Here is a 983-nt window from a genome sequence, read left to right as displayed (position 1 = left end):
CGTTGACACAAGGCAAGAGGATCTGAACGCCAGGCGCCGCGCCATCGAGGTCGCGGAGCGGCGTGAGGATGAATGGCAGGCTGGCGTTGCCGAAGCGCTCAAGGGCACCTGGCTTGAGAACGGCATCTCGTCGCCCGGCATTGGCGGCGTCCTCGATCAAGTGGCTGACCTGTCCAAATGTCTTCAGGACCGGGACGCCATGCAGCTGCGTATCGACAAGATGGTGGCCGACAGGGACAGTTTCCTGGTTGAGGTTACCGCCGTCGCTGCCGAAGCGGGCGAGGCGGCCGACGACGAACCCGAACAGCTGGCCATTCGGCTCGCCGAGCGCCTGCAGCGCGCCGAACGCACGCGCGAGGCCAAGGCAAGCCTCGTCAATGACCTGCGGCGCCTGCAGGATCAACGTGAGATCCTCGACGCCGAGATTTCGGCGCATGAGCGCCGCAAGAACGAGGTCCTCAGCGTCTTTGGCGTGGCGACGCTAGCAGACGTCGTGCAACGCGACGAACTGCTGCGCGACAGGGATCGCCTGCGCACAGCCGTTGCGGAACTTCAGGAACGGGTTTCGTCCGAGCTCGCTGTGGAAGGGTTCGAGCAGGCGCGTTCGATATTGGATACCGTCGATCTCGACAGTCTTGCAATCGAGAAGGCCGAAGCCGAGCAACGGCTTCACGACCTTGACGAGGCGATACACCAGCATCTCATTCGACAGACGCGCGCGGTCGACAAGCTGGACGCCATTGGCGCGGACAGCGCTGTTGCCCGCATAGATGCCGAACGGCGCACCGTTCTTCTGGAAATCGAGGAAAAGGCCGTCCGCTATATTGAGCTGAAATTGGGAATAATGTCGGCTGGAAATGCTCTGCGTCTCTACCGCGAGCGTCACCGCTCCGGGATGATGGAGCGAGCTTCTAACGCATTCGCCCTCATGACGCGCGGCCAGTACTCTGGCCTGACAACTCAGCCCGTGAAGGGTGGGGAGG

At 62.6% G+C, this 983-nt stretch carries 1 pseudogene; it reads left to right on the top strand.

The annotated features are described in order from the left end of the window. Positions 1–199: 199 nt before the first annotated feature. Positions 200–983, top strand: a pseudogene (locus EOA24_RS39300) (hypothetical protein); the annotation flags it as partial.

The sequence above is a fragment of the Mesorhizobium sp. M2A.F.Ca.ET.039.01.1.1 genome (assembly GCF_003998035.1).
GTDB lineage: Bacteria > Pseudomonadota > Alphaproteobacteria > Rhizobiales > Rhizobiaceae > Mesorhizobium.
Note: the sequence above shows the minus strand (reverse complement) of the source record. Positions and strands in the feature narration are given on the sequence as shown.